At 35.5% G+C, this 25,891-nt stretch carries 21 protein-coding genes and 3 pseudogenes; 8 read left to right on the forward strand and 16 right to left on the reverse strand.

The window, feature by feature from the left end:
- Nucleotides 1-20: 20 nt before the first annotated feature.
- From DET63_RS10975 to DET63_RS10985, 3 genes are all read right to left on the reverse strand, one after another.
- Entirely contained in the window at nucleotides 21-1,025 is a 1,005-nt protein-coding gene (locus DET63_RS10975) for an ABC transporter permease (protein ID WP_113936734.1), read from the reverse strand.
- A 1-nt stretch (nucleotide 1,026) separates the two neighbouring features.
- Nucleotides 1,027-1,893: an ABC transporter permease subunit gene (locus DET63_RS10980; RefSeq protein WP_113936735.1), complete on the reverse strand. Its 867-nt coding sequence runs from the start codon at nucleotides 1,891-1,893 to the stop codon at nucleotides 1,027-1,029.
- Nucleotides 1,894-1,983: 90 nt separating this feature from the next.
- Nucleotides 1,984-2,718: a YwaF family protein gene (locus DET63_RS10985; RefSeq protein ID WP_113936736.1), complete on the reverse strand. Its 735-nt coding sequence runs from the start codon at nucleotides 2,716-2,718 to the stop codon at nucleotides 1,984-1,986.
- A 212-nt stretch (nucleotides 2,719-2,930) separates the two neighbouring features.
- Here DET63_RS10985 and DET63_RS10990 point away from each other — a divergent pair, with 212 nt between their 5' ends.
- From DET63_RS10990 to entC, 4 genes are all read left to right on the forward strand, one after another.
- Entirely contained in the window at nucleotides 2,931-4,034 is a 1,104-nt protein-coding gene (locus tag DET63_RS10990; RefSeq protein WP_088038535.1) for an efflux RND transporter periplasmic adaptor subunit, read from the forward strand.
- Entirely contained in the window at nucleotides 4,031-4,705 is a 675-nt protein-coding gene (locus DET63_RS10995; RefSeq protein WP_016101751.1) for an ABC transporter ATP-binding protein, read from the forward strand. Before DET63_RS10990 ends, DET63_RS10995 begins: the two co-directional genes overlap by 4 nt.
- 26 nt (nucleotides 4,706-4,731) lie before the next feature.
- Nucleotides 4,732-5,883, forward strand: a complete 1,152-nt coding sequence (locus DET63_RS11000) for an ABC transporter permease (RefSeq protein WP_002029935.1) — start codon at nucleotides 4,732-4,734, stop codon at nucleotides 5,881-5,883.
- 718 nt (nucleotides 5,884-6,601) lie between these two features.
- Entirely contained in the window at nucleotides 6,602-8,005 is a 1,404-nt protein-coding gene (gene entC, locus DET63_RS11005; protein WP_113936737.1) for a cell wall-binding protein EntC, read from the forward strand.
- Between the two features lie 53 nt (nucleotides 8,006-8,058).
- Here entC and DET63_RS11015 read toward each other — a convergent pair whose 3' ends face one another.
- From DET63_RS11015 to DET63_RS11050, 8 genes are all read right to left on the reverse strand, one after another.
- Complete coding sequence (locus DET63_RS11015) at nucleotides 8,059-8,982, reverse strand: HEAT repeat domain-containing protein (protein WP_113936738.1); 924 nt, start codon at nucleotides 8,980-8,982, stop codon at nucleotides 8,059-8,061.
- Nucleotides 8,983-9,089: 107 nt separating this feature from the next.
- The gene (locus DET63_RS11020) at nucleotides 9,090-10,175 is read right to left on the reverse strand and encodes a DUF871 domain-containing protein (protein WP_113936739.1); all 1,086 of its coding nucleotides are present in this window, start codon (nucleotides 10,173-10,175) and stop codon (nucleotides 9,090-9,092) included.
- Nucleotides 10,165-10,443 carry a hypothetical protein gene (locus DET63_RS11025; protein WP_002087437.1) on the reverse strand — a complete coding sequence of 93 codons (279 nt, stop codon included), beginning with the start codon at nucleotides 10,441-10,443 and terminating at the stop codon, nucleotides 10,165-10,167. Before DET63_RS11025 ends, DET63_RS11020 begins: the two co-directional genes overlap by 11 nt.
- Complete coding sequence (locus DET63_RS11030) at nucleotides 10,419-11,729, reverse strand: PTS sugar transporter subunit IIC (RefSeq protein ID WP_001013048.1); 1,311 nt, start codon at nucleotides 11,727-11,729, stop codon at nucleotides 10,419-10,421. Before DET63_RS11030 ends, DET63_RS11025 begins: the two co-directional genes overlap by 25 nt.
- A 77-nt stretch (nucleotides 11,730-11,806) precedes the next feature.
- Nucleotides 11,807-12,112, reverse strand: a complete 306-nt coding sequence (locus DET63_RS11035) for a PTS sugar transporter subunit IIB (protein ID WP_002087440.1) — start codon at nucleotides 12,110-12,112, stop codon at nucleotides 11,807-11,809.
- Between the two features lies 1 nt (nucleotide 12,113).
- Entirely contained in the window at nucleotides 12,114-12,434 is a 321-nt protein-coding gene (locus DET63_RS11040; protein WP_002087442.1) for a PTS lactose/cellobiose transporter subunit IIA, read from the reverse strand.
- Nucleotides 12,435-12,544: 110 nt separating this feature from the next.
- Nucleotides 12,545-14,485 (reverse strand): BglG family transcription antiterminator, encoded by a 1,941-nt coding sequence (locus DET63_RS11045; RefSeq protein ID WP_113936740.1) that lies wholly within the window; start codon nucleotides 14,483-14,485, stop codon nucleotides 12,545-12,547.
- A gap of 78 nt (nucleotides 14,486-14,563) precedes the next feature.
- On the reverse strand, nucleotides 14,564-15,652 hold the full coding sequence (locus DET63_RS11050; protein WP_113936741.1) for a DUF871 domain-containing protein: 1,089 nt from the start codon (nucleotides 15,650-15,652) through the stop codon (nucleotides 14,564-14,566).
- A gap of 473 nt (nucleotides 15,653-16,125) precedes the next feature.
- On the opposite strand from DET63_RS11050, the gene DET63_RS11060 reads away from it, so the two are divergent.
- Nucleotides 16,126-17,328 (forward strand): MFS transporter, encoded by a 1,203-nt coding sequence (locus DET63_RS11060; protein WP_063219340.1) that lies wholly within the window; start codon nucleotides 16,126-16,128, stop codon nucleotides 17,326-17,328.
- Between the two features lie 460 nt (nucleotides 17,329-17,788).
- Complete coding sequence (locus DET63_RS11065; protein WP_113936742.1) at nucleotides 17,789-19,444, forward strand: Na/Pi cotransporter family protein; 1,656 nt, start codon at nucleotides 17,789-17,791, stop codon at nucleotides 19,442-19,444.
- Nucleotides 19,445-19,478: 34 nt separating this feature from the next.
- Here DET63_RS11065 and DET63_RS11070 read toward each other — a convergent pair.
- From DET63_RS11070 to DET63_RS11080, 3 pseudogenes are all read right to left on the reverse strand, one after another.
- Nucleotides 19,479-19,676, reverse strand: a pseudogene (locus DET63_RS11070) (oxidoreductase); the annotation flags it as partial.
- A 143-nt stretch (nucleotides 19,677-19,819) separates the two neighbouring features.
- Nucleotides 19,820-20,949 (reverse strand): annotated as a pseudogene (locus DET63_RS11075) (RNA-guided endonuclease InsQ/TnpB family protein).
- Between the two features lie 637 nt (nucleotides 20,950-21,586).
- A pseudogene (locus DET63_RS11080) lies at nucleotides 21,587-22,387 on the reverse strand (YhdH/YhfP family quinone oxidoreductase); the annotation flags it as partial.
- A 314-nt stretch (nucleotides 22,388-22,701) separates the two neighbouring features.
- Between DET63_RS11080 and DET63_RS11085 the strand changes: the two are divergent.
- Complete coding sequence (locus DET63_RS11085; RefSeq protein ID WP_113936780.1) at nucleotides 22,702-23,904, forward strand: LCP family protein; 1,203 nt, start codon at nucleotides 22,702-22,704, stop codon at nucleotides 23,902-23,904.
- Nucleotides 23,905-24,052: 148 nt separating this feature from the next.
- Nucleotides 24,053-24,493: a hypothetical protein gene (locus tag DET63_RS11090; protein ID WP_002029912.1), complete on the forward strand. Its 441-nt coding sequence runs from the start codon at nucleotides 24,053-24,055 to the stop codon at nucleotides 24,491-24,493.
- Between the two features lie 34 nt (nucleotides 24,494-24,527).
- Here DET63_RS11090 and DET63_RS11095 read toward each other — a convergent pair whose 3' ends face one another.
- Together DET63_RS11095 and DET63_RS11100 are read right to left on the reverse strand one after the other, a co-directional pair.
- On the reverse strand, nucleotides 24,528-25,301 hold the full coding sequence (locus DET63_RS11095) for a sulfite exporter TauE/SafE family protein (RefSeq protein ID WP_113936743.1): 774 nt from the start codon (nucleotides 25,299-25,301) through the stop codon (nucleotides 24,528-24,530).
- Nucleotides 25,302-25,334: 33 nt separating this feature from the next.
- Nucleotides 25,335-25,814 (reverse strand): DsrE/DsrF/DrsH-like family protein, encoded by a 480-nt coding sequence (locus DET63_RS11100; RefSeq protein WP_002087459.1) that lies wholly within the window; start codon nucleotides 25,812-25,814, stop codon nucleotides 25,335-25,337.
- Nucleotides 25,815-25,891: the final 77 nt, after the last annotated feature.

Consider the following 25,891-nt stretch of genomic DNA (forward strand, 5'->3'; position numbering starts at 1 on the left):
AACCTAGTTTCCTAGGTTCTTCACATCGTATGTTTAAAAGTAAATAACTCTTCTTTTGACTGCACAGCAGGCTGTTCCTCTTCTACATCCGTCTTCTTTATCTCTCCCCCTAATCGAACTTTTGTCATCGCCTCTTCTATACTTTTTACAATCATATTTCCTGAAAAAATAGTAAGCCCGAAAAATGTAATTGGGACGAGAGGGATCCATGGATGCACTGTTAATGATCTAAAATAGACTCCAATTAAACCTGACCATTCATGCGTGTAAGACTCTATTTCTTCTATCGGTCCTAAAAACTGAACTGTTCCACCAAAGAATATTTCCAGTAATCCTAAGTGCAGTAAAATAGTAAGAGTTTGCGTAAACTGCTGAAAAAATACAAGTATAAACGTCATATAGAGATGCGGGAAAATATGCTTTATAACAATGTGCCTTCTCGATCCACCCAATATGCACGCAGCTTCAATAAATTCTTCGGTTCTCAATTTACGTACTTCCTTCGCAACATACAGTGCAATAACTGGCATCACAAGCATTACAAGTAATAAAACTTGAAACGAAGCTCTTTCAAAAAAGGTTGTTGTTTCCTCCCCACTCCCAAATGCATTTGCAAGGTGAAGAAAAAAATACGCAATCATAACTGTTGGAATAACTGTAAAACTATCAAAAAAAGCCTCGATTTTTGAAAACCCTCTTTTTACATATGTTCCAAGCACAACACCAAAAAACACACCTATCACCATTCTAAGTGCCGCAATTAAAATAGATATACCAATCGTCCACTTCGCGCCTTCAATGACTAAATGTAACAGGTCGTATCCTTTCCGGTCTGTCCCAAGTAAAAATTGTAATGAAGGTGAAAACGGTGGCACTTGTGGATTTTCATCCGCATCATATTGCAATGTAACTTGTCTAATATGTCCATCATTCCATATCGTATTTCCGATGCTCAAAAGAACTAATATGAGAAGAAACCCAATGCTTATCCAAAATCTTTTATCGCGTTTTATATACGTCCACATATTATAGTCTCTCCTTCATCGCAGCTGGAATGAGATAATGAAACAATTTAAACAAAATAAAAATCGGAATATAAATAAGCAGCACACTAACGATGAAAACCTCAACCCTAATACTCTCATACGATTTCAAAAACATAAAAATACCACCCGTATTAAAAATCCATTCTATAATATATAAATTAGATAACATAAAAAAGATATTCGTTTTCGCAAAGTAAAGTGTACTAAGCAACACATTTCGTAAAACATGACGATTTAAAATATGAAAACGATTCAGCCCTTTCGCCTTAGCAAATAGTACATAATCTTTTTCTAGCTCATTTTCAAAACGAAGCACTAACATTTTTACAAACAGAATCGTAGTCGGTATACTCAAACAAAATATCGGCAATCCTCTAATCGACTCGCCTCCAATTGACGCAATTTGAAAAGGTAAAAAGCCTGTTCTTTTAAAAAACCATATAACTAAAATTTGTGATACTAAAATAAGTAGAATGTCTGGAATAGATTCTAGGAAGATGAGAAATGATTTAATGCGATGCTGTATACGCGGTGAACTATTCATAATGACATAAACAATACAAAATGCTACAAATAATGAAATGAAAAAAGCCGCCAAAAAAATCACAATCGTTTCTTTATAATGGACGAACAACTGCGGAAATAAAAATTTACCTCTCACATATTGAAAATTGGAGATATCCATTAAGTTCACAAACACTTCTTTTAAACTCTGTATGTACTTTGATGCATGCAACTCAAATCCATAAAATAATTTTGGCAGTGCCCCTAAAAAAATAATACCCAAAATCGAAATAATAAATTGAACCGTCACTTCCATCCCATTCAGAAAAACTTTTTTGACCACGTTTTCCCTTCTCTCTCTATATAATTTCCCCTTTAATTTTATTCTTAATTTTCTGAATTGTAAATATTTATACATAAAAAAATCACTAGGTTATGATTCTAGTGATTCTTTATGCGCATGCCCTTCTCTTTTCGCAAACGGCATATACAAAATAAAACATCCAATAAGTGCAGCTATTTCTAATGAAATAATATAGTAAGGGTGTGGCCCTAACATATCGAGTAATGAAGCAGTTTCTGGCTTACGAGCTAAAAACATATAATTGCCACCTGTTTTGTAGTTCACAAAAGAAACGATTGGAATTATTATGTTTAAAAATATCATCGTACGCTTAATTGATTGCAAGGTAGGTCTATATCCTTCTACCCACGTCATAAAGAGCGGTGCCCAAATGAGTAATACATGTGCAACGAAGAATTCTATAAAGCGAAAATGCGGAAAAGCATATTGCACGTTCGGCGTTAAAATAGCTTGCGATGCACCGATAATTCCTGTAAAAAACACAATCTCATATATTCGATAGCTTTTCGTTACAATCATAATCGATGCTAACAATAAACTAATCGTACATAACTCAAATGGTAATGAAGTGCCTAGCTCAAAAATACCGGCTTTCCATTCCCACATATGAAGTCCAATCTCACTTCCTATAAATAGAAATGCAATCGCATATCGAACCGTTATATTCCACTCACTTTGACGCAATAAATCTTGGTATTGATACAGAAAAAATATCCCCACCAACATAATAAATAATATAATGACATGTTGCCTCGAGTACGGAATAAATGGTTTTAATGGATGCGCACTAAAATAAGCTTCCATCTTCCTTCCTCCTCTCCTTCATACAATATTATTGTTAGAAAGAAACAACGAGTCAATTCATCTGCTTAAACCATGTACAACCTCTACATTACATTTACATATCGATACCTTACAAAACTGTAAGGTTATTGTAAGCTAAAACGATTTGTCAGATTCTTCACCTCTTCTATACTTAATGTAGATACTAAAACGAACGAAAAGGTGATAAATAGATGAAGAAGAAAAATAAAGTGTTAATTACTAGTGTAGTAGCGATCGGAATTGCAGCTGGATCATATTTTGCATTTGCTGGCGGTGGTTCAGAAGTAGCAATGGCATATAGCGGTTATAAAATTACGGAAAAACAAATTGAAAATGCACAAAAATTTGGCGGCGAAGTTATTCCAAATGGTATTGAAACAATTTCATTCGATCCAACAAAAGGTACGTATGAATTAGCTGTTAAAAAAGGTGATGAAGTGAAAAAAGGTCAGCTTCTGTTTAAATATAATGACCCTACTGCTAAACAAGGTGTAACAGAAGCTGAAATGCAAAAGAAAATCGCACAAAAAGAAGTAACATTGTTCCAAAAACAAATTGATGCAGCGAAACAAAAATTACAAAAAGATAAAAATGCAGGCCTTCCCGCTGAAGCATTAAAAGCATCAGAAATTGAAGTTGGGCAATTAGAATCACAACTTGAAATGAAGAAGTTTGAAGTAGAAAAAGCTGATGAAATGATTAAAGTAGCAAAAGAGAAAGTAAACACACTTTCTGTAACGAGTCCAGCCGACGGTGTAATTGATGATATCGTAAAAACTGCTGATGAAAAAACAGGTATGAGTGGCATTACACTTCGTCACGCTGGTCAATTTAAAGTAAAAGGTCAACTTTCTGAATATGAACTTGCTAGTATGAAAGTTGGGCAAGAAGTAACTGTTTCATCAAAAACTGTCGCTGGTAAGACTTGGACAGGAAAAGTAACAGAAATCGGTTCTACACCATTAAAGAGCATGGACGAAAATAAAACTGTTTCTAATTATCAATTCACTGTCACATTAGATAATAGTGAAGAATTACAAAACGGCTTCCATGTTTACGTAACAAGTAAATCTGGCGAAGCAACTGGTACGATTGTTCCGAAAAGCAGCATTGTGAAAAAAGGTGACAAAAATGTTGTCTTCGTTGTAAAAGACGGTAAAGCGAAAGAACAAGCAGTTACTGTTGAATTCGAGACAGATAGCGAAGCAAAAGTTTCCGGAGTGAAAAAAGGAGAGGAAATTATCTCTAAACCTGAAAAAGACTTAAAAGACGGTATGGAGGTTGTCACTCAATGATTAACTTAAAAGGCATCACGAAATCTTTCCAAAATGGTGCAGAGTCCGTTCAAATATTACACGGAATTGATGTAACACTAAACCAAGGAGAATTCACTTCTATTATGGGACCATCTGGTTCTGGTAAATCAACATTAATGAACATTATCGGTTGCTTAGATAAGCCAACGACAGGTGCGTACGAACTAGCTGGTCAAAACATTTCAGACATGTCTGAAACAGAACTTGCACATGTTCGTAATAAAGAGATCGGATTCATATTCCAAAACTTTATGTTATTACCGAGACTTACAGCACTTCAAAATGTAGAACTACCTCTTATTTACGCTGGAGTCGATAAAAAAGAAAGACGTGAGCGCTCATTAGCAGCTTTAACAAAAGTCAGTTTAGCTGATCGTGCTACTCACTTACCAAATGAATTGTCAGGTGGACAAAAGCAGCGTGTCGCAGTCGCACGTGCAATCGTAAATAACCCGAAATTTCTCTTAGCAGATGAACCGACGGGTGCACTTGATACGAAAACAAGTACACAAATTATGGATCTCTTTTACGAATTAAACAAACAAGGCTCAACAATCATTATGATTACCCACGATCGTGAAATTGGGGAAGCGGCAGCACGTCAAATTGTAATTCGTGACGGAAATATCGTCCAAGATTGGAGAGGTTAATTTTGAACACGAGTGAAAATATACGCATGGCCCTTTCCTCTATCTTTGCTCATAAAATGCGTTCTATATTAACAATGCTAGGTATTATTATCGGTATTAGCGCCATTATTACTATCATTTCAATGGGTGATGGTACAAATGCAAAGTTTAAAAAAGAGTTAGGCCAAGGAAAAGATACTGAAGTAACGATTTACTACAACAACCCTGATTATGGAACTGATAGTGCCAAAATCACACCTGATATGCTAAAACGTCTTCAAACTGTACCAGGCGTTAAAGATGTTTATCCAGATGTAAGTATGAAAGTAAAAGCATCTTCTGGTTCAAAAGATGTCTCTCTTGATTTAAAAGGTGGAACAGGCGCCTTTATGACAGATTCGAAAATAAAATTAGTTCACGGTCGTGAATTAAACGACAGCGAATTAAACCAAGCAATTCCTGCTGTTATATTAAATGAAGAAGCTTTCAACAAATTATTTAGTGGTTGGGAATCAAATTTATACACAGATGTAAAAGGAAAGCCATATAAAATAGTCGGTGTATACGAAACGAAAAACGAATTTGGAATGGCTATGCCTGAAGGTTATACATCTCTTGAAAACGCGCCTGTCATTTCAGGAGTAAATGAGTATGACTCTGTAAAATTAACAATGACCTCTCCAACAGAACGTAAAAGTGTAGAAAAACAAGCTGTTTCTGTTTTAAACGACATGAAAGCTCCTAAATTCGAGCACAAATTCGAAGCACAGGACTTAGGTGAATTTACGAAGCAATTAGACGAATCCATCGGTATGATGAAAATGGTATTCGGTGGCATTGCCGCTATCTCCTTACTTGTTGGTGGTATCGGTGTAATGAACATCATGCTTGTATCTGTAACAGAACGTACACGTGAGATCGGTATTCGTAAAGCACTTGGTGCAACGCGCGGTAAAGTATTAACACAATTCTTAATTGAATCTTGTATTTTAACAGGACTCGGTGGTTTCATCGGATTCATGCTCGGTATTTTCTTCGCTTGGATCGTCTCAATCTTTGCCGGATGGCCACTCGTTATCTCAAAAGAACTTGGACTTCTTTCAGTAGGTATCTCAATGCTAATCGGTATTGCATTCGGTTTACTACCAGCAAACAAAGCTGCTAAACTTGATCCAATTGAATGTTTACGATATGAGTAAATAAAAAAACGTAGGAGTTTACACTCCTACGTTTTTTATTTTGTTGAAGGCAAATGTAATTTCATCGACGTTTTGACAAAAATAAGAACCTCTAACTTCTATTATATAAAGTGAAACTATAATCAGTGGGGGTTTTGTTCATCCCCCACTGATTATTAGCCTTCACCAATCGGGCTTTTACGGGCAGTTAATCTCCCACCTACCTTCTTTGCTTCAGCCGAATTTTGAGGTAGGGGTTTTACTGCCCACAAATAGCGGGATAATTCTACTGCAATTCGTGAACCAATTCATAACGATATCGTCCCTCTAAATCATGTTTCTTCTATTATATATGTTTCATGTTACGAATATCTTTTTATCATTTAAACTTTCATTTCTCGCGAAAGCTATCAAGCAATCCTATTATTGCAAAAATAATATGTAATAACACAAATTCAAGGCGTAATTTTTTCCATACTACAATTTATTTTGTAACAATTATATCTCTATTTCATTAAAATCCCCCCTATATATACGACTTCACACACAAGAAGATTATATTTTCATAACTACATTACGATTCAAATAGTTAAATATCCCTTTTTTGTAATGTTACAGAAACATTTATGCAACACTACTGATACATTATTAATCTATTAGCAATTAAAATTGTATTGATTTTATGATTCTTATGTTCTAATCCCCTAAAAAACGCAAAGAAAACGCTATCAGGATATTAATGGAATTATTACAGAATATTAATGCCTCGTTACGAATGCTTTGTAGTTTTGTGTTTTCCGCAAATAAGAAAATAATGGTTGCTATAATGAGGTCAACGAAAACAAATGCAATGGAGGCTATTATGAAAAAATTTATGGGTATAGCAACAGCAGCGGTTTTTGGTCTTGGGATTTTCACAACATCTGCTAAAGCAGAAACAATCGTAACGACTGATGTACTAAATGTACGAGAAAACCCAACTACTGAATCACAAGTTGTCGGAAAGTTATTAGATGGATATAAAGTTAACGTTTTACATACAGAAAACGGCTGGTCAAAAGTTAAATTAAATAGTGGTAAAGAGGCTTTCATAAGCGCTGACTACACAAAAGATACTTACTACGTAACAGCAAACGTATTAAACGTACGTGCTGGAGCGAATACAGATTCAGCGATTCTTGGTAAATTGAAAAAAGATGATGTAATCGAAACAACACACCAAGTACAAAATGATTGGATCCAATTTGAATATAACGGCCAAACAGCTTATGTACACATTCCTTACTTAACAGGAAAAGCACCAGTTAAAGTTCAGCCAGTAGTTAAAGCTGAAAAAGTAACTAACGTTCAAGATACAGCTAAAGTTCGTGAAGCAGTTAAAGCCGGGGAAGTAGCTGAAACTCAAGCAAAAGCTAAGGCTCAAGAAGCAACTAAAGCTCGTGAAGCAGCTGAAGCTCAAGCAGAAGCTAAGGCTCAAGAAGCGGCTAAAGCTCGTGAAGCAGCTAAAGCTCAAGAAGCAACTGAAGCAGCTAAAGCCCAAGCAGAAGCTAAGGCTCAAGAAGCAGCTAAAGCTCGTGAAGCAGCTAAAGCTCAAGAAGCAGCTGAAGCTCAAGCAGAAGCTAAGGCTCAAGAGGCAGCTAAAGCTCGTGAAGCGGCTAAAGCTCAAGAAGCAGCTGAAGCTCGTGAAGCGGCGGCTAAAGCTCAAGAGGCAGCTGAAGCTCGTGAAGCAGCTAAGGCCGGGGAGGCAGCTAAAGTTCGTGAAGCGGCTAAAGCTCAAAAACCAGCTACACAACAACCTGTTGCGAAAGAAACTGAAACAAGTGCACCATCTTCTTCTCGTGAATTAAGAGTTGTAGCAACAGCTTACACAGCAGATCCACTTGAAAATGGTTACAAAGCCGGAGATCAAGTAAAATCAGCTATGGGCCATAACTTAACAGCTAATCCAAACATGAAACTAATTGCAGTTGATCCAAGTGTAATTCCATTAGGTTCAAAAGTATGGGTTGAAGGTTACGGAGTAGCAATCGCTGGTGATACTGGTGGAGCTATTAAAGGAAATAAAATTGACGTTTTAATGCCAGATAAAGGTACATCAAGTAACTGGGGACGCCAAACAGTTACAGTGAAAATTTTAAACTAATTATAAAAAAAGAGTTAGTCTCATTATTGAGGCTGACTCTTTTTTTATGATTCTTACATTCTTTCTTTCTCTTGAAAGTAACTAATATTATCTCGAAGCCACTTTCTCTCTGACATAAACAAGTTCCCTCGTTTTTTATATACTTTATCAAACGTCTTTAAAACTTCTTCTTGATCAGCAAACTTATGTAAGAAACGAAGAGCAATAACAATCTCTGATTCATCGGTAGGTACTACTTCATTTTTACGCCTTCTAGAAACAATCTTATTCACACGTTCACAAATTGGCTTAATCGCCATCTCATCTCCATATGCATAAATAGCTCGAATGGCCTCGTATTTCACCATAATATTTCTATCCTTTAAAGCTTCAATATAAACTATTTGTAAGTCCACTCCCCCTATTTTCGCTAACACTTCAATAACGGTTGAACGAACATAAGCACTATCCCTATATAAAAGCTTTGTTAATGGAAGAATCGATTGATTTGTTCCAATCTCAAGCAAAGTATAACAAATATTTGTAATCTCACCCTTATTTTCTTCAGTAGCTAGTAACTTTAGTAAAGCACTTTCCGCTTCTAATGATTTATATAACTTTAAGGAAGAAATAGCCCAAGAACGAGCTCCATCGTTTTTATGATAAATATAAGGAATAATTTTATTGGTATTACTTACTTCTGGTAACTGATAAATATTACTAAGCATTTCACTTAACAGAGTCGGACTTTCTTCACATTCCAAACGATCTATAAGGTAATCAGCAATACAGATTTCTTTCGTATTTATAGCGAGTTTCGTCATTAAATAATAAATATTTTTCCTCATAGATACCTTCTTGGTTTTGATTATCCTCTGCTGTAAATAAGGAAAAGCTAATAGGTCAGTTAGCTCTTTTGCTTCATCATACGCACGATGCCAAATCTCTGTTTCTTCATCCGCCATCCTCCTTAATAAATCATCTATATACTCTTCCATCTCCTTCTCTCCCGTCCAAATTAAATCTATCTCTTTGCATTCTATATACGATAGATTACTATTTCAACAGAAAAAAGAGGATGCCATAGCATCCTCTCCTCCCTTCCCTATTCCACACAAGTAAACTGTGTCCAAGCTCCTACATAATCTAGTAAGAATAACTCTTCTTCTGCAATTGTACCGACAATATTTTTCCGTTCATCTATTGGCATTTCTTTCAGAATGATTTGTAGTTCACCTTTATACTTTCCGAATAAGTTATTACCAATTACAACTTGCCCTCTTTCCTGTCGTACACTTTCGCGCACTGGGAAGTCATAGTCTTTGTACTTTTTACGTACTTCTGTAGAACGTACCATATACTCTGTTATGTCACCGCGTCTTACGTGTAATTCTTGCAGTGTCGCTCTCTTCTCTACTTCAGTCGCTTCGTCTACAAATTGTACCTTTAGCTGTAACATGTAACGATTTAAGTTTCCTAGTTTCTCTAACTCTTCTTCACTCGCATAAGCATTTCCGATAATAACATCATCAATAAGCCCTGTTGCCCATAAATGTTTCGCTTGTACTTCAATTGGTAAGTTACGATGTTGTTCTAACGTACATAATCCGTCATTAATATCCCATGGACCAAGTTCAGCTGCATGTGACGTAATAAATGCTGCCGTGCGAATACCATGCTTTTTAAAGCGTTCACTACAGCGAATGAAATAATCATACGGAAGACCAGTAAATTTTTGCGGATAAAAATTGTGACAACCAATTAAAGCTGATTTATTCGCTTGATGCGAAAGGATATTTTCTAAATAGGCAATATCATTACTTACATTCAGCTCAATTTTTAAGCCATATGGATTATTCGTCATTTTCGCTTCTGTTAACCCGTCAAACCCTACATCTAAACGAATTCCATCTGCACCTAACTCTGCAAAGAATGATAGATCACTATAACTAATACCAAGTTGATCGAATACAGCCGGAGCTACATCTAAAATAACTTCCATATTATACTCTTTTGCATGCCCAATAATTTCTTTAAATTCAGCTACAATTTCCTCTTTTGGACGATTAACAGACAGTAAACATGTGAATATTCTTGAAAAACCGTGGCGTGCCGCTGCCGAAATGTATGCCATATCTTGTTCTTTCGTTGAATGCTCTGGATAAAGTGAAATTCCTAATTTACGCTCCATGCTTTTGCATCTCCTTCACACGTTGTATTAATGCCATGCTCGTAAATCTATATTTTGCAGATAAACATGTTGCACATAAAATCGTTGGTACGATGATAAAGTACGGTGATTCTAAACTAAATGCCACATAAGCTCCCATTGAACATCCAATAAATAATATCGACACAAGTAGTAAAACTAATAGCGATTTACTTTGTACCCACTTTGAATAATGTGCAATACACTGCCCCGCCACGAATGTAATTAAGATGATAATTGCTCCGAGCATTCTGTTTTCTCCTCTCCTGCTAATTGTTGCTTTTCATACATTTTGAAGAATGGATAGTAAATAACGAATGAGATAACAAAGTTAACAAGTACAAGTACACCAGCCATAATTGTCCAGTCCGTACTAATAATCGCTGCAATTGGCGCTAACATCGTAAATGGCAGCTTCGCCATCATGAGCGGAATCATACCTGAAACAACTGCGAAATATGATACCGTCGTTGTAACTAACGGTGTAATAACGAACGGAATAATTAAGATTGGATTCATTACAATTGGTGCCCCGAAAATAATTGGCTCGTTAATATTGAATAATCCTGGTACGAATGATAATCTACCTAACTCTTTTAAGAACTTAGATTTAGAGAACATAAACATAATAACTAAAGCTAACGTTGAGCCTGATCCACCGATCCATACGAACCATTGAATAAATTGCTCTGTAAATAAGTTTGGTAACTGATGTGCATTTCCTGTAGCCGTAAATACTTCCATATTTTCAAGAATTGCTGAATCCCACATCGGACGAATGATTGGTCCTAAAATCGCTGGGCCATGTATACCGAACGACCAGAAGAACACGATTAAGAATACTGTTAATAAACCGCCGAATAAATTATTTCCTACTAATACTGATTTTAATGGTGCGATTAAATATGTGATTGTTGTGTTTACATCAAATTTTAAACCGTAACGAATCCCCCAGAATAAAAGAATAACTACTAAAGTTGGAATTAATGCTGCAAACGAGTTTGCAACTGCTGGTGGTACACTATCTGGTAATTTAATCGAAATATTATGCTTAATCATAAAGTGATAAATTTCTACTGCAATTAATGCTGTAACAATTGCTCCGAATAAAGAAGTTGCACTTAATGTTCCTACTGAAATATATCTACCTGCATCAATAACACCTGGTACAGCTTTTGTTATTTGAATTGGTTCAACTGATGCTAGTAAAAAGGCGAGTACAGATAATAATCCTGCACTTAATTGATTGAGCTGATAAAAGTTCGCGAGTGAAGCCCCTACCCCAAACGCTGCGTATAATGCCATTAATCCTACTGTAAATCGGAATGGAATATCTAAAATATGGCGAAACGGTGCAATCCACTCCATATATGCATCAATTGGTAAGTTTAAAAAGATAACGAAAAATGACCCGACAATCGTTAACGGTAATGTAGAAATAACTCCATTTCGAATTGCTAATAAATGTCGTTGCCCCGCAATCTTTTGCGTTGTCGGCATAATCTTCTGTTCCATAAAACTCATAAAACCATTCATCGATAACCCTCCCTATGTTCAATGTGGCGAAATTCAAAAGTTATAACATTATAATGTTTATATTTAAAAAAATATAATTACGCTAAAACTAATTGTTCAGCTTGCTTAAGTACTTTCAAACCATCACACATGCCATAATCTCGTTGTTCTATAATTGCAACTGGTATATCGTATGATTTCGCAAGAAACTCTACTGCTGGAAACAAATACTTCACCTGTGGTCCAATTAAAACAACATCAGCATTTTTTATTTCCAGTTTCACAAGTTCTGAATCAACTGCTTTAATTTTATAATCCTTCCCTTGTTTCTTTGCCTCTTCTTGCATTTTTCTTACAACCATACTCGTTGACATACCTGCCGCGCAACATAATAAAATGTACATCTTATACTGTCACTTTCTCTTCCACTCGTTTATGAAGAGTAATAAATTCTTCAGCAAGTTCTTTCACTGTAATGGCATTCATTAAATGATCTTGTGCATGCACTAATAATAAACTTATTTCTGCATGATTTCCTCTTGCTTCTTCTTGAATTAAATCCGTTTGAATACGATGAGCGGATGATATTTCCTCACTAGCAAGTGTCATCTTTTCACTCGCATTCTCAAAATCTCCTTGTCTTGCAAAAGCAATTGCTTCAAGCGCCGCGCTTCTCGCGTTGCCACCATGTAAAATTAACGCAAATGGAGTTTGCATATCAGTCATTTAAAATTCCCCCAAGTTATGTTTTTTCTATATTTTTATCTTATTATGAAAACGCATACAATTAAACATAAAAAACTTCCGTTGTGTAACGGAAGTTTTAATATACTTTTTCATAATGATAGTAAGATTTCTTGAAAATCATCAACAGCTTGAGCCTGATGCAATTTTTCTATTATAGTTTGATTAGACATAATATCATATAAAAAATCATAAAGCTTTTGTAAATCTTCATTATTATTGCGCTTCACACTAAATAAAATAATAACTTGTACTTTTTTATCTCCCCAGTCAATCGCCTTATCGAGTGTACAAAACATCAAAAATGTTTTCTCACTTAATAACTGCATCGGATGCGGAATTGCCACTAAATTTCCAACCGCTGTAGGAGATGTGTTCTCTCTCTCCATAACAGAAGCATAAAAGTTTGCGGGTACATAGTTTTTCTCAGCAGCTTTCTCACATAAAAACTGGATAACCTCTTCTTTCGTAGAAGCACTACGATTTAAGAAGATCAAATCTTCCTTAATATATTGCTGCACACTATTATTCACATGCGTAAACAATTGCTGACCAATTGATTTAATCTCTTTATCATCAAATATTGAATTCACTTTTATAACTGGCACTGGCAAACCACTTGGTATATGAATCGTACTAATAATACAATCTATTTTATCTTTATAAAGATCTTCCACTTTCAATTGATAGTACCCTGTAATACCTACAATCTCTAATTTATCTCGGAAATGTGATAGAATTTTATATTTCAGTAGTTGTGCACTCCCTTGACCAGTTGCACAAACTAATAAACTTCTTTTCTTTTGATTATTTTCCTGCAAGCGGCTCATCGCCCCACCAAAGTGAATGGCAATATAACCAATCTCACTCTCTGGAATGGATTCACCCGTATATTCACCAATTATATCTCCAACGAGAACTGCAATTTCAAAAGCATATGGATAATTTTTTTTCACTTCTGCCAAAAGAGGATTTCTCGTATTTAACTTATATTTCAAACGATTTAATAACGTTTTTAAATGAACACCAAAACCAAATAATAATTCTTCATCATAATAAAAAGTAAGATTCCGTTCTTCCGCTACCTTGAAAAGAATATGCTGCATGAATGCATATACGTCTTTCCCTAATAGCTCTTCCACATTTTCATAGCGATCTCTCGCTGTAACAGCAGTACTTAATAAATGCATCGTCACATATAAAATTTCTTCTTCTGGAAATTGAAGTTTTAGCTCTTCCCCTAAATTCCCTAAAATCTGTTTCGCAATTTTATATTCTTTCTTTATTATAAGTTCAGATTCCTCTACATGTAGTGCTTGAATGTAATGATCATCCCTGCATCTCTTTAAAGCAATCGCAATATGAATTGATAAATTATCAATTTCTATATCTGATAAATATATCGTTCCTCCCTCGATATACTTTAGTATAACTGAGCGGATGAGAGAAATATGGGGTAACGATAAATATGTGTCCGTCTGCTCATAGTTCTCATGAAACGGAGTATGGTCATAACGTGGCAAACCATATTGTGATAAACAAGAACGAATATTAAATTCTTCTCCTACAATACGTATACCATAATATGGTCTTTTTTCAATTTGTAACTCATAGCGACTACAAATATCCGTAACATCTTTCATAATTAAGTTTACAGTAGATTTACTCACATAAATCTCTTCCGCTAGCTGTGAAAGCTTCACATACCCATCTGTCGTTAAAATACGGTGTAAAATATACGCTACTCTTTCTTCATAAGAAGTTGGAATCTTTTCTGTCTGTTTTTGAAATACATTTACGCAAAAATCTTCAAATTTCTTAGTTTGCATAATTTCTAGTTCGTACCCATTCCCTCTTTGTGATTCAATTTTCGCCCCGTGTTCTTCCAATATATCATTTAATAATTTTATATCCTTTTGAATCGTCTTCGTTGATACGTGTAAACGGCTCGCTAAAAAAGCTCGATTTAGCATCGATTTCTCTTCTAAAAACTCCTCTAAAATGGAAATTAATCGCTGATGCACTTTTGTCATAGCTCTTCCTCTCGCTCTTTATATAAAAGGGAAAAAGCCACTGAAATCAGTAGTTTTTTCCCTTTTATCCCGCGTTCATTATTTCTTTAGCGTAAATCCAAACTTATCCCAAGCTTGTAAATAATCTAATAAGAAGATTTCTTCCTCTATAATTCGGCCAACTACATTTGTTTTTCCTGTATTCACCATATCTTTTAAAGCAATTTGCAATTCACCTTTATATTGGCCATATTGCTCATTATCAATTAAAAGATCGCCACGCTTAATTTCACGCGTATTATGCGGTTTAAACTCTTCCTTTTTATATTTCACACGACTTTGTGTAGAACGAATCATATATTCAGATACATCCCCGCGATAAAAATGAGGTTCTTCTAATACGATAATTCTTTCTAAATCTGTTGTTGTATCGTATAGTTCTATATCAAATGTTTGTTTCTCTTTATTTAACGCACCTAGTGCTTGTAATTCTTCTTCTGAAGCATAAGCATTCGCAATAATAACATCATCAATTAATTCTGTTGCAAACAAATGCTTCGCCTGTGTTGTCATCGGTAATTCGCGATGCTGCTCTAACGTACATAACCCTTCTGTTACTGGCCAAGGTCCGTATGTTGCATCAAATGATGAAATAAAAGCAGCCGTTCTCATACCGTAATCTTTAAATTGTTTCGAGCATTTAATGAAATGATCGTATGATAATCCTGAATAACGATGTGGATAAAAATTATGGCAACCAATTAAATTTTCACGATTTGGTCTATGGCTCATAATGTTATCTACATATTTCGTACCGTTACTCATATTAATTTCAATTTTTAAGCCGTATGGATTGTAAGTCATAATCGATTCTTCTAAACCAGAGAATCCAACATCTAAACGGATACCGTACGCTCCTAACTCATGGAAGAACGATAAATCATTATATGAAATACCTAATTGTGTAAAGACAGACGGACTAATATCAACTAATACTTGGAACCCTAATGCATTTGCATGAGAGATCGTTTCTTTAAACTCTTCTATAATTGTCTCTTTCTCGCCATCTACAGATAATAAACATGTGAATACACGTGTAAATCCGTATTTACTCGCTAATGTTACATACTCTTTATCTTTCTCTACTGTCGAATGCTCTGGATAAATAGAAATACCTAATCGTCTCATATGTACACGCCTCTTTCTTCATCATATTGTAAACCTTTTCAAATATATGTAGCGAAAAAGTATGTATCCCCTTTTCTTCCACTACAATTTGAATCCGCTTTCTTTAAAGAAAAAACAATTTCTATCATTCATAACAACTACAAGTCTATACATCTATACTTTACATCTTTTTTTCATAGTTGTGTAGCATTTACACAAATTTGTCAGTTTTCCAGCTTAAAATTGTTATCCGCTTTCAAGACACCTCCCTTGACTGTTACATTGACCAATACATATACTCGAAAGAACAGAGATAAAGTGAAACTTTAATCAATGTGGGGTTTTGTTCATCCCCCACTGATTATTAGCCTTCACCAATCGGGCGTTTACGGGCAGCAGGGCTCCCGCCTAACTTCTTTGCTCCAGCCGGATTTTGAGGTGGGAGTTTTACTGCCCACAAATAGCAGGAAAAAATTTATATAGGGGATGAATATATGGGAGAGGCAGTACTCGTAAAACGAGAACCGTTATGGACAAAAGAGTTTATTGCGCTAATTCTAGCAAACTTATGTATGTTTTTAGGATTTCAAATGTTAATTCCAACTTTACCTGTTTATGTGAAAGAAATTGGGGGCACAAGTTCAAATATCGGATTCGTTGTCGGCATGTTTACCGTTGCAGCACTTTTTATTAGGCCGCTAACTGGAAATGCCTTGCAGAAATTCAACAAAAAAATCATTTTAATGATTGGTACCGCTATTTGTTTACTCGCTATGGGCAGTTATCTTTTCGCTTCAACCATTTTTCTATTGCTTGCCGTTCGAATTTTACACGGAGCTGGTTTTGGTATTACAACGACTACATACGGAACTGTCGTTTCAGATTTAATTCCGCAAGCTCGCCGCGGTGAAGGCATGGGGTATTTCGGTCTTTCTGGAACTATCGCCATGGCGCTCGGTCCGCTTATCGGACTTTGGCTTATGCAAGCATATAACTTCACGATTCTTTTTTTATGTGCACTTTCATGCACAATAGTTTCATTAATATTAACGAAACTACTTCAAATCAAAAAATCGCCGCAACCACCACAGCAAACATCTGGTACCTTTCTCGATGGATTTATTGAGCGTAAAGCTTTACTTCCTTCATTATTAATATTATGTATTACATTAATGTACGGGGGAATTGGGAGCTTTATCACATTATTTGCTACAGAAGTCGGGATTGCTGATATTAGTCTCTTCTTTTTATTTAACGCACTTGCAATCGCTGTAACTCGTCCGTTTTCTGGAAGATTATATGATACGAAAGGCCATACATTCGTCATCATTCCAGGAGTTATTATTACGTTTACAGGTATTATCTTGCTGTCGTATACAACTACAATTCCGAGTTTAATTATTGCCGCAGCGTGCTACGGCAGTGGTTTCGGAGCAATTCAACCGGCACTACAAGCATGGATGATTGACCGAGTAGCACCGCACCGGAGAGGAGTAGCAACAGCAACATTCTTCTCAGCATTTGATCTTGGAATTGGTGCTGGAGCGATTATTTTTGGATTCATTGCACACTTTACCAACTATGCAACAGTATATCGATATTCCTCTCTATTACTTATCGCTTTTCTTTTCATTTACATCACAAGCTTACGGAAGCAAAAACAGGGGGATAAAACAAAAGAAAAAGCCGTTGGGTAATGCTAATTGGTTCTTTTTCGAAGTACTTGGACCAAAAAATCATGTATACACATTTGTAAAAGCAGTGGATTCCTAAAAAAATCACATTGCTTTTTTCATTTTCACTTAATACATTCATTTCAAACCTCCTCATTTCCCCTACATATTTTTCTAACTTTAATCAAAAAATATACAAAGAACCATTATTATAAATAAGGTGAAACTTTACTTAGCGCATCCAATTTGGATAGTTTACCTCTCCTATTTTTACTATCCGCAAATAGTGTGACAAATGTGACTTCTTTACAAACCGATTAGTTATATCGTCTAAAAAACCAATTAAATCCAGGTGTTTCTTTAAAGATTTGTAAACTTTTTATCCCTTTGTAAATTTAGTGTAAATTTTACTGATAAACCGTTTACAGTGCCTCAAGGTTTAGTTAATAATTACATCGTACATGAAATTTAAGGAGTGGAATGCGTGGAATACAATATTCAAGATATGATCTTCCAGTTCATTGGTGGATTAGGTATTTTCTTATTCGGGATTAAATACATGGGCGATGGACTGCAACAAGCAGCTGGAGATCGTCTTCGCGATATTCTAGATCGTTTTACAACAAACCCTCTTATGGGCGTACTAGCAGGTATGTTAGTTACAGTATTAATTCAATCAAGCTCAGGAACAACCGCTTTAACAGTCGGACTTGTAAGTGCTGGATTTATGACATTAAGACAAGCAATTGGTGTTATTATGGGTGCGAACATCGGTACGACAGTTACTGCATTTATTATAGGGATTAAAATCGGAGAATACGCTCTCCCAATTATGGCAGTTGGAGCGATTTTACTATTCTTCTTTAAAAATAAAAAAGTACATTCTGTAGGTCAAGTTGTATTCGGTTTTGGTATGTTATTCTTCGGTTTAGAATTAATGAGCGCAGGTATGAAACCTCTTCGTTCTTTAGAGTCATTCCAAGAGTTAATGGTTAGCATGAGTGATAATCCAATTTTAGGAATTATTGTCGGTACAGTGTTCACTTTAATTGTACAAAGCTCAAGCGCAACAATCGGTATTTTACAAGAACTATTCGGCCAGGGTGCTATTGATTTACAAGCTGCTCTTCCTGTATTATTCGGTGATAACATCGGTACAACAATTACAGCCGTATTAGCAGCAATCGGTACTTCAATTGCAGCAAGACGTGCAGCATTAGTTCACGTTATCTTTAATATTATCGGTACCATTATCTTTACGATTATATTAATACCATTTACAAGTTTAATTCAATATTTCCAAACGTCATTAAATTTAAATCCAGAAATGACAATTGCATTTGCACATGGAACATTTAACGTAACGAATACAATCATTCAGTTCCCATTCATTGCATTATTAGCCTGGATTGTAACAAAAATTATTCGTGGTGAAGATGCATCTATTAACTTCAAACCGCAACATTTAAATCCAATCTTTATTGAGCAATCTCCAGCTATCGCTTTAACAGAAGCTCAAAAAGAAATCGTTCGTATGGCTGAGTTTTCATTACATGGATTAAAAGAAGCAAACCAATTTTTAAATACACAAGATAAAAAACATGCTGACATGGCTACTCAATTAGAAGGAGCTATTAATAATTTAGATAAAAAAATTATTGAGTATTTAGTTTTACTATCAGAAAAACCACTTTCACCAACAGACTCTGAGAAACATTCAGTTTTAGCAGGTGTTGTTGGAGATATTGAACGTGTCGGTGATCATGTAGAAAACCTTGTAGAACTTGTAGATTTCCAAATTTCAAACCGCGTTTCACTATCAGATGAAGCACTAGCTGAATTAAATGAAATGCTTGAATTAACAATTTCAACATTACAAGATGCAATCAATGCTTTAACAAACTTTGACACTGAACTAGCTCAAACTGTTATTGCAAAAGAACGTAAAATTGACCAAATGGAACGTGTTTTACGTAAACGCCATGTGTTACGTCTGAACGAACGTAGCTGTTCAGGTGATGCAAGCATCATCTACGTTGATATGGTAAGTAACTTAGAGCGTATCGGTGATCACGCTGTAAATATCGCTGATGGTGTTTTAGGTGAACAAGGAAAAGTAAATTTAAAACAATCATTATAATAGGAAAGAGACGCTAATTTAAGCGTCTCTTTTTTCATTTCATCTTTACAACCGTTCTTCCTTTTAACTTTCCTTGCAGTATAAGTGCAAACTTCTCATCTAATTCTTTTAATGTACATTCTTCTGTATAAGATAATAGCTCTGAATTTTTCCACTCACCTGCTAGCAATGCCCACACGTCTCTTCTCACATCTACTGGACATTGAACTGAATCTATTCCTAAAAGGCTAATCCGATACGATAAACTTAACTAAATCTATACAATTCAATCAAATTTACACAAGTTAGTGCTTCAAAGTGTTCTCGCAACCCCGAAGGGACGAGGGGTATAACACTCCACACGAGGCAGTATCGTTACCTCCTATTATCAAGCATTTATTTTACCCATCTTGATAAATTTATCGACGCATTTAAACCCCTCTCGTGATGGCTATTGCACCCAACACAACACCACTCACGTATTTTTAAACTCCACTGTCCTTCTGGTTGAACTGAATGGTCGTATTTTACTCCGCAACATGAGCAAATCTTGCTTGAGGCGAACCATTTATCAGCTTTTACATATGCAATGCCGTACTTCTCACACTTGTATGATAAACATTGAAAGAAGAAGTTTAATTTTGAAATGAAAATGCTTTCGATAGTTTTTTGTTTTTTAACAGGTTTGAGATATTTAAGTCTTCCACAACAATCCTCATTGGTTTGGTTTTCACCAATTTAGCTGTTGCTTGATGGATATGGCTATTTCGGATATTCGTAATTTTCCTAGACAACCGAAGGTGTTCGATTTTTGCTTTTTCATATCCTGCGGATTGAATTTTTACACCTTTTGTAAATCTCCTAGACATATCTCTGTGCGCTGACTTTTTCCTTTTCAAAAGTTTTTTAACCTTGGCATCTTTGTTTATATTTCGTTCTTTCGTACCATTAGAAGCTACAAACAGATCTTTTAAACCAACATCCACACCAATCGACTCATCGGTTAATTCTTGTGGTTCGAATTCTTCTTTGAACCCTACACTAATCCACCAGTGACGACCATCAAATGTAACTCTTGGATTTGATGTTTTTTTGTTTCTTGGTAGTTGTTGGCTTGTTTTCACTTCTCCAATAGACTGAATATGAACTACTTTCTTTCCTATAATCAGTCTTTCATAATTAGCATAAAATCCTTGGATTAAATCTTTTTTGGATTTATAAGAAGTATGATAACCATTTTTGCACTTTTCGAACGAATTTTTCCTCGCCTTGTCAAAATCTTTTGAAGCCTGTTTGGGCACTTGTGCATTGATATTTTTTAACCACTTATATCTCTTTCGCTTCTTGATCTTTGTAAATCGTTTCTGTAAAGCTAACTGTGAAACAGATTTTCCAAATAGCTTATAGTACCTATCACTCATTCTTTTACAATAGTTATAAGCGAATCTTGCAGCACCAGCATGGTTTCTAAGCACTTTTTCTTGTTCAGGCGTTGGAATTAGTCTGACTTTCTTCGCCAATATCATCAGAATTTAACTCCTTTAATGAAAGATTTGTTCTTCTGAATAGTAGCGTGTTCCACCAGCATTCTCCTTAGACTACTCGGATGCAAACCTGTTAATTCTGATACTTGACTAACTCGTGAAAATTTCATTATGATTCTCACCTCATTGAACCAAACATAGCACATACGTTTGGTTCAATGAAGTTTGATAGATTCAATAAAATTTATCTTGTTCAACTAAGGGCGCAATTCCTTAGCCAGTTCTCTTATGAACTTCTCATGTTTTCACATGAGCGCAGACTATATGTTTATCTACTTAGAGATAGAGGATTTTTCCACCACCATAGGCTTGTGATGTACTCTCGTCAGTTATACGAGATAGTCGTTGAACGTTCATCTTATCCATTTTGACTTAGATGATTCGAGGCGGAAGACCCATTGTTCTAGTGTTTAGGATTTAACCTTGCACGATCTGATTGATTTTTTCTGCTTTCGCGACATTCGCGCTCGCTATTTCTAGCCACGCTGTAGTTCAATCAGCTTTAGGGATTGCCCGCAGTTACCCCTCACTACTAGCCAATCACTTGACTAGCAGGGCTTACTGATATATTTAATTAACTTTAGTTATAATTGGTTAAATAAATCGTAACAGTTAGTTACCCTCGTAATATGAATGGGTATACAGTTGTATTTAATTCATGCCCTGCTACATTACCACACGTTGTTACACAGCCTCCATACTTAACTACCTTTAAAGAACTTTCTAACATGTTCCCGCCTACAGTATCGACAACCCCAGCGTATATTCCTTTAAGCATCGGTCTTCCTGATTCATCACTCAACTCCGCGCGATGAATCATCTTTTTTGCACCTAAACGTAGCAGCATCTGTTCCTCTTCCATTTTCCCAGTCGATCCTACTACGTTATATCCTAGCTTCGCTAAAATGCTCACTGCTACACTGCCTACTCCGCCCGTAGCACCCGTTACTAAAACATCTCCCATACTAGGCGTAATTCCCGCTCTAATGAGCTTATATACCGATAAGGCAGCTGTAAAACCGGCTGTCCCGTACATCATACTTTCCTTCAAAGACATTTCTTTTGGTAAAGGCACAACCCAAGATGATGGCACGCGAATATATTCTCCGAAACCACCAGAAGTATTCATACCTAAATCATATCCAGTTACAATAACTTGATCGCCTTCCTGAAAGGCGTTATTTTCACTACTAACTACCTCTCCCGCTGCATCGATACCTGGTGTATGAGGGTATGTTCTCGTTACACCTTTATTACCAGTAGCTGAAAGGGCATCTTTATAATTTAATGAAGAATAATGAACACGTATTACTACGTCTCCTTCAGGTAAACTATTTACTTCTCTCTCAACAAAGGTTCTTTCAAATTGATTATTTTCCTTTTCTTTCACGACCATTGCTCGGAATGATGTATGATTCATTACGCTCTCTCCTTCATCCGTAAAATCTTTCTTTATTATATAAGAAGTACATATACAGCTAATCACATCTTCTTGGCTATATTTCAACAAATCTTACTTCTCTATCACTTTCTCACATTACATATTTTCATTTCTACTAAAACACATTATACTTGTTCTACATCTTTAAAATAAAATATAGAAAATCTAACTTTTTATAAATAAATTGAATTTTTACGAAATGTAAATGATTTGTAATGTTTTTTTTCGCTAAATTTCATTATAATAAGTGGATATGAGTGTCGTATTTCAATCCAAATGAAGGAGTACAAGAAATGGAGCAAAACCCATCTTTACAAGAAAATACACGAAGTAAACCGAAAAATAGTAAGAAAAAAGCAAAAATTATTATAAGCGTTATTCTATTAGTTTTAATAATAGGTGGCGGTTATACATGGTTTTTAGTAAATAAAGCATCTTCTGCTGTTCGAAACGCCGCTCACGATTTAGCACGCGGTGATAAGTCTGATTTACGCGCTAAAGCTGTAAAACCTATTACAAATAACGTCTCTGTCTTAATAATGGGCGTTGATGAAAGCGATGTCCGCGGAAAAGAATATGGTGAAGCTATAAGAACGGATGCACTATTACTTGCAACGTTTAATAAAGATAGCAAAACTGTAAAGCTATTAAGTATTCCACGTGACACATATACTTATATTCCAGTAGAAAAGAAAAAAGATAAAATTACACACGCTCATGCATTCGGTGCTACCAAAAACGGAAAAGATGGTGGACCACAAGCTAGTATTGATGCAGTTGAAAAATTAATGAATGTTCCCGTCGATTACTTTGTAAAATTCAACTTTAAATCATTCATGAAAATCGTTGATGATTTAGGCGGCATTGAAGTTGACGTACCAGTTGAGTTTACTGAACAAGATAGTAATGATAACGCCGATGCAATTCACCTGAAAAAAGGTGTTCAAAAGTTAAATAGTGAAGAAGCTCTTGCTCTTGCCAGAACAAGGCACATTGATAGTGATGCAATGCGTGGACAACGTCAGCAACTTGTTATTGAAGCAATTTTAAAGAAACTAACAAGCGCTGGATCTGTAACAAAAGTTGGAAACATCATTGATGATATTAACGGACAATTCGTTACAAACTTAACATTCGATGACATGCTTTCATTCTATAAATATGGATCGGATTCGGAAATTGAGAAATTACAACTTCAAGGTGAAGATTGTTACATGGCAAAAGGTGATGATACATGTAGTAAGTCAGCTGGTGGTGGCCGAACTTACTACTACAATCCAGATAAAAAAGAATTAGCTAATGTTACAAACGAACTTCGTAGTCACCTTGGACTACCTGCCTATACAAAATCTGATTCTGATTCGAAAAAAACAAGCTTAGAGAAAACAAAAGAATCTACGTCTGAAAATACGAGTGAACGCGAATCAAGTAACGATGAAACTCAAAATAAGAATAACAGTGAAGATACAGAAACATCGTCTAATAACAATGAATAAAGTGAAGCAGTGCTCTATGGAGGTAGAGCACTGCTTCTTTTTAATGCTTTCAAAATAAAAAATCAGAACTTTCCAACTATCTTTTTTAATATTTTTAAATTATAATAAATAGTAGTAATCTATTCCAATTATCAGGGGGCCCACGCATATGAAAGCTGCAGTAAAACATAACATTTCAGATTTTAAAGAGTACTTAAAATCAAACGATATATACATGGAAGAAAATATAGATGAAAATGATGGTTCGGTACATTTTTCAGTAGGATTAGAAACAGAAGCTGGCGCAAAAATTCAACTTATCGCTGCTTTCCAAAGCGAACATCCTGCTGTGGATATATACTGCTTCAATGTTGCTCTTGTACCTGATTCAACATCAACAAATGATATTTTACATGTCATCAATGAATTAAACACATCTTATCGATTTGCAAAATTCACGCTAAACAAACAAAATGCAATTGATATTTCAACATCTCTTGCATTCTCAGAACCAAACTTTAATCCCGCACTTGTCTTTGAACATACGAGAATGCTATATAAACTGGCAAACGATGAATATAAGAACTTAATGAAAGTTATTTGGGCATAAAATAAAAGGATGGGCTGCAAGCAGCACCATCCTTTTACTTCAATATCATATCGATCCACATCTTTATCGCAGTTCCTACAATTAAAATAGATAATACATACTGCAAAACTTTTTGATTCACTCTCTTCCCTACTCTCACTCCAAGAGGAGCGGCAAATAAACTTGCTATCGCAACGATAAGAGCCGGAATAACAACTATTTGTCCAGTAATCACTTTCCCAGTAGTAATTCCTATCGAGGAAATAAAAGTAATAGCGATAGATGTTGCTATTGTTGTACGTATCGGTAGTTTTAGAACAACTAGCATAATCGGTACTAAAAGAAATGCACCACCAGCCCCAATAATGCCGGAAACACTTCCTACAATAAACGCTAGTAAACTAGCGAGCCACTTATTGTACGTAATTCCCTCTGATCCCTTACGATTGCTTCGCTTCGGTATAAACATCATAATAGCCGCGATAGTAGCTAATATTGTATAAACAACATTTACAGCATGCTCATTTAATAGATTCGCACTAAAGCTACCTACAAAGCTTCCTATTAATATACTAGCTCCCATATACACAACTAAAGTTTTATCCATATCGTTACTTTTCCTATACGCCCACGCGCCTGCAAAAGTTGCAAAGAATACTTGAATCGCTGTAATACCACTCACTTCATGTGATGTATATCCAGCAAATCCTAGCAATACCGGAATGTATAAGATCATCGGATAATTAATAATTGCACCGCCAATTCCAACCATTCCTGATATAAACGATCCTATAAACCCAATTATAAAAAGTAATACGACTAAGCTCATCTTACATCCCCTCCCTTCTAAAAAGAAGGTGAATTAAATGAATAAGTTTACATTCCCATCCGAAGCATCTGCTAAATAAGCTCCTACTCCTGCAAACTCTACCCCATCCATAATCTCTTCCTCTTTTAACCCTAATAAATCTACTGTCATTTGACAAGCTACAAGTTTAATTCCCTGTTCTTTCGCCAAATCGATTAAATCTGGTAAAGGCATCGCATTATGTTTTTTCATAATACCTTTAATCATTTTTGGCCCCATACCAGCAAAATTCATTTTTGATAATCCCATCTTATCAGCGCCGCGCGGCATCATTTTTCCAAACACTTTCTCTATAAATGTTTTCTTTACTTTCACATGCTCATCTTTCCTAAGAGCATTTAAACCCCAGAAAGTATGAAAAATAGTCACTTCATGATCGTACGCCGCTGAACCATTTGCAATAATATACGCAGCCATTGCTTTATCATAATCTCCACTAAATAAAACAATCGTCGTTTTCTTCTGTTGTTCCATGTTGTTCTCCTCCTAATTACCTATAGGGGTATTTTGAAATTTGTAAAAAGGCTCAAATTATCTAGCTACACCTAATG

The sequence above is a fragment of the Bacillus sp. DB-2 genome (genome assembly GCF_003315125.1).
GTDB classification, from domain to species: domain Bacteria; phylum Bacillota; class Bacilli; order Bacillales; family Bacillaceae_G; genus Bacillus_A; species Bacillus_A mycoides.

Coding starts and splice junctions, on each gene's coding strand:
- DET63_RS11060 (WP_063219340.1), top strand. CDS start 16,126: ATGGGAGAGGCAGTACTCGTAAAACGAGAACCGTTATGGACAAAAGAG.
- DET63_RS11020 (WP_113936739.1), bottom strand. CDS start 10,175: ATGGAGCGTAAATTAGGAATTTCACTTTATCCAGAGCATTCAACGAAA.
- DET63_RS11085 (WP_113936780.1), top strand. CDS start 22,702: ATGGAGCAAAACCCATCTTTACAAGAAAATACACGAAGTAAACCGAAA.
- DET63_RS11025 (WP_002087437.1), bottom strand. CDS start 10,443: ATGCTCGGAGCAATTATCATCTTAATTACATTCGTGGCGGGGCAGTGT.
- DET63_RS10995 (WP_016101751.1), top strand. CDS start 4,031: ATGATTAACTTAAAAGGCATCACGAAATCTTTCCAAAATGGTGCAGAG.
- DET63_RS11015 (WP_113936738.1), bottom strand. CDS start 8,982: ATGGAAGAGTATATAGATGATTTATTAAGGAGGATGGCGGATGAAGAA.
- DET63_RS11050 (WP_113936741.1), bottom strand. CDS start 15,652: ATGAGACGATTAGGTATTTCTATTTATCCAGAGCATTCGACAGTAGAG.
- DET63_RS11095 (WP_113936743.1), bottom strand. CDS start 25,301: ATGAGCTTAGTCGTATTACTTTTTATAATTGGGTTTATAGGATCGTTT.
- DET63_RS11100 (WP_002087459.1), bottom strand. CDS start 25,814: ATGGAACAACAGAAGAAAACGACGATTGTTTTATTTAGTGGAGATTAT.
- DET63_RS10975 (WP_113936734.1), bottom strand. CDS start 1,025: ATGTGGACGTATATAAAACGCGATAAAAGATTTTGGATAAGCATTGGG.
- entC (WP_113936737.1), top strand. CDS start 6,602: ATGGAATTATTACAGAATATTAATGCCTCGTTACGAATGCTTTGTAGT.
- DET63_RS11000 (WP_002029935.1), top strand. CDS start 4,732: ATGGCCCTTTCCTCTATCTTTGCTCATAAAATGCGTTCTATATTAACA.
- DET63_RS11045 (WP_113936740.1), bottom strand. CDS start 14,485: ATGACAAAAGTGCATCAGCGATTAATTTCCATTTTAGAGGAGTTTTTA.
- DET63_RS10985 (WP_113936736.1), bottom strand. CDS start 2,718: ATGGAAGCTTATTTTAGTGCGCATCCATTAAAACCATTTATTCCGTAC.
- DET63_RS11090 (WP_002029912.1), top strand. CDS start 24,053: ATGAAAGCTGCAGTAAAACATAACATTTCAGATTTTAAAGAGTACTTA.
- DET63_RS11030 (WP_001013048.1), bottom strand. CDS start 11,729: ATGAATGGTTTTATGAGTTTTATGGAACAGAAGATTATGCCGACAACG.
- DET63_RS11035 (WP_002087440.1), bottom strand. CDS start 12,112: ATGTACATTTTATTATGTTGCGCGGCAGGTATGTCAACGAGTATGGTT.
- DET63_RS10990 (WP_088038535.1), top strand. CDS start 2,931: ATGAAGAAGAAAAATAAAGTGTTAATTACTAGTGTAGTAGCGATCGGA.
- DET63_RS11040 (WP_002087442.1), bottom strand. CDS start 12,434: ATGACTGATATGCAAACTCCATTTGCGTTAATTTTACATGGTGGCAAC.